Consider the following 4,664-nt stretch of genomic DNA (forward strand, 5'->3'; position numbering starts at 1 on the left):
GCGATCCACGTCGGTGATGACATAGCCGACCCGCTCGTTGGTCTTCAGGTGCTGACCCAGGATGTTCAGGCCGGCGGCCGCCAGCGCCTGGTTCAGCTCCGCCAGCACGCCCGGCTGGTTCCTGTGGATGTGCAGCAGCCGGTGCGCGCCCGACACCTCGGCCAGTTGCACATTGGGCAGGTTGACGCTGAAGGTGGTGTCGCCCCGGTTGAGATAGCCCAGCAGCCGCTCGGCCGCGAACTCGGCGATGGCTTCCTGCGCTTCCTCGGTCGAGCCGCCGATGTGCGGCGTCAGGATCATGTTCTTCAGCCCCTGCAGCGGGCTTTCGAACGGGTCGGCGTTGGTGCGCGGCTCCTCGGGGAAGACGTCCACGGCCGCGCCGGCGATGCGACCCGATCCCATGGCCTGGGCCAGGGCGCCGACATCGACCACATGGCCGCGCGACAGGTTCAGGAACAGCGCCCCTTCCTTCATCCGGCCGAACTGCGCCGCGCCGAAGATCGCCTTGTTCTCCGCCCGGCCGTCGACGTGCAGGGTGACCACGTCGCTTTCCGCCAGCAGCGCGTCCAGCGAACGCATCCGCCGGGCGTTGCCGAGCGCCAGCCGTTCGGACAGGTCGTGAAACACCACCCGCATCCCCAGGTTCTCGGCCAGCACCGACAGCTGACTGCCGATGGCGCCGTAGCCGACGATGCCCAGGGTCTTGCCGCGCAGCTCCTTGGAGCCCGTGGCCGACTTGTTCCACTGGCCGACGTGCATGGCCGCCGACTTGTCCGGGACGTCGCGCATCAGGACGATCATCAGCCCGATGGCCAGTTCGACCACCGAGCGGGTGTTTGAATAGGGGGCGTTGAACACCGCCACGCCGTGGTCGGCAGCCGCGTCCAGGTCGATCTGATTGGTGCCGATGCAGAAGGCGGCGACGGCCATCAGCTTGTCGGCCTGTTCCAGCACCCGCCGCGACACCGTGGTCTTGGAGCGGATGCCCAGCACGTGCACCCCCTTGATCGCCTCGATCAGGTCGTCCTCGTCCAGGGCGCCCTTCATCGTTTCGACGGTATAGCCCGCCTCCTCCAGCCGTTCGACGGCGGCAGGATGGATGTTCTCCAGCAGCAGCATCTTCATGCGGCTGCGGGGGAAGGACCAGCGGCCCGTCAGGCCTTCGGCGTGCAGCACCTCGTCCAGCGAGGCGGCCTCGGCGTCCGCGGCCTGGACCACGGGGGGGCGACGCACGACCTCGGTGAAGGCGTAGAAGGCGTCCGCGGCGCCCGCCAGCTTGACCTCCGCGTCGTTCCAGCCGTCGCCGACCATCACCACCCGGCCCGCCAGGTTCAGGCGGTGGATCGCCTGGGGCTTGCCGTTGGCGTGGGACAGGGGATTGGCGTCGTCGACGCCCGTCACCCGGCCGTCGTCGTCATAGGTCAGGTCGTTGCACAGCACCCGGTCGGCGGGCACGCCCAGCGCCTGGGCGACCGGGGCGATGACTTCGCGAAAGCCGCCTGACAGGATGACGACGTCGGCGGCGCCGTTCTGGAAGAAACCGAGGTTGCGTCGCACCGAGGCGGTCAGGCGGTCTGGCGCCTGGGCGGCCAGGGTCTCCACGTGATCGCGGGTCAGGGGCAGCAGGGCCAGGCGCTGGCGCAGCGCCTCGCCAAAGCCGATTTCCCCGCCCATCGCTTGGTCGGTCAGGGCGGCGATGCGGTCGCGGGCCGCCTGGGCGTCGGGCGCGCCGGCCAGGGCGATGTCGGCCAGTTCTTCGAGCGTCTCGAAGTCCACCAGCGTCGAATCGAAATCGAAGATCAGGGTCGGGCGCGCGCTCATGGGCGCTGTCTTAGCGGCCTTCGCAGGCGCCGCAAAGCCAAGGCGTGCTAATGACCGCCGTCAGCTGGGCTCAATCTTGCCGTCCGCACGCCTCGGCGGTGCGCGGACGGCAAGGAATTGTCAGAAACGAACGATGCGCCGCACGCGGCTGTCGGGTCGGCGGCTTTCCAGCAGGGCCGCGCCGACCGCAGCGGCCAGGGTGGCGACGGCGATCAGGGCGCCGCCCTCGCGACGGTGGTCGTAGGCGTAGGCCGCCGCCTCGTCGGCATAGCGGCGCGCGGTCTTGCCGTGCTTCTTGGCCGCCTTCTTGGAGCCCTTGCGGGCCGCGCGGAACCAGTCGCCGGCGTGGTCGCGGGCGTCCTCGGCGACATCGGCGGCGCGGTGACGGGCGTGGCGCGCATAGTCGCCGGCGCGGTCCCCGAAATCCTCCGCGCCGTGGCGGAAGGCGTCCACAGCGTCATGCAAGCGCCCCCGCAGTTCGGCGGTGTCGACCCAGCCGCGCGGGTCGATACGCGTCTTGATGCGTTGGTACCGGGTCGGCCCGGAGCGCTGCGAGAGATAGACCGCCGCCGCCGCGCCCAGCACGATCAGGGCCAGGCCGCCGGCCGTGACGCCGGGGTGCTTGCGGACTTCTTCCATGGCGTCGAAATCGCGGATCATGGGATGTTGAACCTCTGGAGTGTCGTCTGGAGCGAAATCGGTTTCGCGTCAGCGAAGGAGCGAACCGGAGCAGAAACGGTTCCCCCGTGCGGTCAAGCTGGCGAAAAAGACGACGTCCGGCAGGTGGAGCCGCCCGCGCGACGGGGGACTTACCATCGCCGCCTCGGGCGCCTAAATAGCCGCGATCCCGACATGACGACCAGCAAGGACGCCGCGGTGACCGATCACGCGCCCCATTCCCCCATTTCCGACGACCTGGCCGCCGCCTTCCAGATCGAGGGCTGGCCCGTGCGCGGCCGCCTGGTCCGCCTGGGCGCCGCCATGGACAAAATCCTGAGCGCCCACGCCTACCCGGAGCCGGTCGCCGCCCTGCTGGGCGAGGCCTGCGCCCTGGCCGCCCTGGTCGGCTCCAGCCTGAAGTTCGAGGGCCGGCTTCTGGTTCAGGCCCAGGGGGATGGTCCCGTCCGCTATGTGGTCGCCGACTATGGCACCGACGGCACGCTTCGCGGCTACTGCCGCTATGACGCCGCCGAGGTCGAGGCGGCGTCCCAGGGCTTCGCCCGCCCGGGCGCCAAGACCCTGCTGGGCCAGGGCGTCTTCATCATGACGCTGGACCGCGGCCCCGACTTCGAGCGCACCCAAGGGATCACGCCGATCGAGGGCGAGAGCCTGTCACTGTGCGCCGAACACTATTTCGGCCAGTCCGAGCAGGTGCCGACCAAGGTGCGGCTGGCCGTCGGCGTGGTGCAGACCGAAGCCGGTTCGCAATGGCGCGCCGGCGGAGCGATGATCCAGCTGATCGCCGCCGACGACGCGCGCGGATCAACCGAAGAGGTCTGGGACCGCACGCGCGCCCTGTTCCACACCCTGGCCGACGACGAGCTGATCGACCCGACGATCAGCCCCGAGACCCTGCTGTTCCGCCTGTTCCACGAGGACGGCGTGCGGCTGGAGGACGCCCGGGCGCTGAGCGCGACGTGCCGGTGCTCCAGGGACCGGATCGCCTCGGTGCTGGCCTCCTTCGCCCCGGTCGAGCGGGACGCCATGATCGAGGACGACGGCAAGATCCGCGTCACCTGTGAATACTGCTCCACCGTCTATACGCTGGAGCCCGACGAGGTTGTGGCGGCCCAGATCTGATCAGGATGGTCTGATCGCGGCGGGCGGGCGGCGCGGAGCCGCCTGCCCGGTTCGTCAGCCCTCCAAATCCAGCGAATAGCCGGCCGAGCGAACGGTGCGGATCGGATTGGCGCTGTCGTCGCCGATGGACAGGGCCTTGCGCAGCCGGCCGACGTGGACGTCCACGGTGCGCGCCTCGACATAGACGTCGGAGCCCCAGACCGCGTCCAGCAACTGTTCGCGGCTGAACACCCGACCCGGATGCTGCATGAAGTGATCCAGCAGGCGGAATTCCGTCGGGCCCAGATGGACCTCCTTGCCATTGCGCTTCACCCGGTGCGAGACGCGATCGACGACGATGTCGCCGTGGTTCAGGCGGTCGTCGGCCAGGCCTGGCCGGATTCGGCGCAGCACCGCGCGGATGCGAGCGATCAGCTCGACCATGGAGAACGGCTTGGTCAGATAATCGTCGGCGCCGGTGTCCAGGCCGCGCACCCGGTCGCTTTCCTCGCCGCGCGCGGTCAGCATGATGATCGGCAGGTTGCGCGTCTCGGCCTTGCCGCGGATGCGGCGACACACCTCGATGCCCGACAGCTTGGGCAGCATCCAGTCCAGCAGGACCAGGTCGGGCAGACGCTCCTCGACCTGAAGCATCCCCTCCTCCCCGTCGGAGGCGACAGTGACGTCGTAGCCTTCCTTTTCAAGGTTGTACTGGAGCAGGGTCGCCAACGCGTCCTCGTCTTCCATCACAAGGATATAGGGCTGCACGTCGGTTCTCCGGTCTCGGCTCAGTGCGTGTCGGTGGACAGGTTGGGGGTCGGGGATTCGTCCTCGGCCGTCGGCATGGCGCGGGGCCGGTCGCCCAGGATCTCGTCGCCGGTGATCTCGTAATGGACCGTCTCGGCGATGTTGGTGGCGTGGTCCCCGATCCGCTCCAGGTTCTTGGCCATGAACAGCAGATGGGTGCAGGCGCCGATCGTGCGCGGATCGCCCATCATGTAGGTCAGCAGTTCGCGGAACAGGGCGTTGTAGTGTTCGTCCACCTCGTCGTCGGTCTGCCAGAC

General features: G+C 69.0%; 5 protein-coding genes. 1 reads left to right on the forward strand and 4 read right to left on the reverse strand.

Annotated features, from left to right (window positions below):
• Together serA and B2U11_RS13930 are read right to left on the reverse strand one after the other, a co-directional pair.
• The coding region (serA, locus tag B2U11_RS13925; protein ID WP_292072566.1) for a phosphoglycerate dehydrogenase at positions 1–1,821 on the reverse strand (1,821 nt) is incomplete at its 3' end.
• A 120-nt stretch (positions 1,822–1,941) separates the two neighbouring features.
• On the reverse strand, positions 1,942–2,481 hold the full coding sequence (locus B2U11_RS13930) for a hypothetical protein (RefSeq protein WP_292072568.1): 540 nt from the start codon (positions 2,479–2,481) through the stop codon (positions 1,942–1,944).
• 216 nt (positions 2,482–2,697) lie between these two features.
• On the opposite strand from B2U11_RS13930, the gene B2U11_RS13935 reads away from it, so the two are divergent.
• On the forward strand, positions 2,698–3,621 hold the full coding sequence (locus tag B2U11_RS13935) for an Hsp33 family molecular chaperone (protein WP_292072595.1): 924 nt from the start codon (positions 2,698–2,700) through the stop codon (positions 3,619–3,621).
• 54 nt (positions 3,622–3,675) lie between these two features.
• On the opposite strand, the gene phoB is transcribed toward B2U11_RS13935, so the two are convergent.
• Both phoB and B2U11_RS13945 read right to left on the reverse strand, forming a co-directional pair.
• Positions 3,676–4,368: a phosphate regulon transcriptional regulator PhoB gene (phoB, locus tag B2U11_RS13940; protein WP_292072572.1), complete on the reverse strand. Its 693-nt coding sequence runs from the start codon at positions 4,366–4,368 to the stop codon at positions 3,676–3,678.
• Between the two features lie 20 nt (positions 4,369–4,388).
• Positions 4,389–4,664 (reverse strand): phosphate signaling complex PhoU family protein (locus tag B2U11_RS13945; protein ID WP_292072574.1); only part of this gene is annotated, 276 nt, incomplete at its 5' end.

The organism is Brevundimonas sp. UBA7534 (assembly GCF_002479325.1).
In the GTDB taxonomy this organism is placed as follows: Bacteria; Pseudomonadota; Alphaproteobacteria; order Caulobacterales; family Caulobacteraceae; genus Brevundimonas.

Excerpts from the sequence above, each read along its gene's own strand:
- B2U11_RS13930 (WP_292072568.1), bottom strand. The coding sequence starts at position 2,481 with ATGATCCGCGATTTCGACGCCATGGAAGAAGTCCGCAAGCACCCCGGC.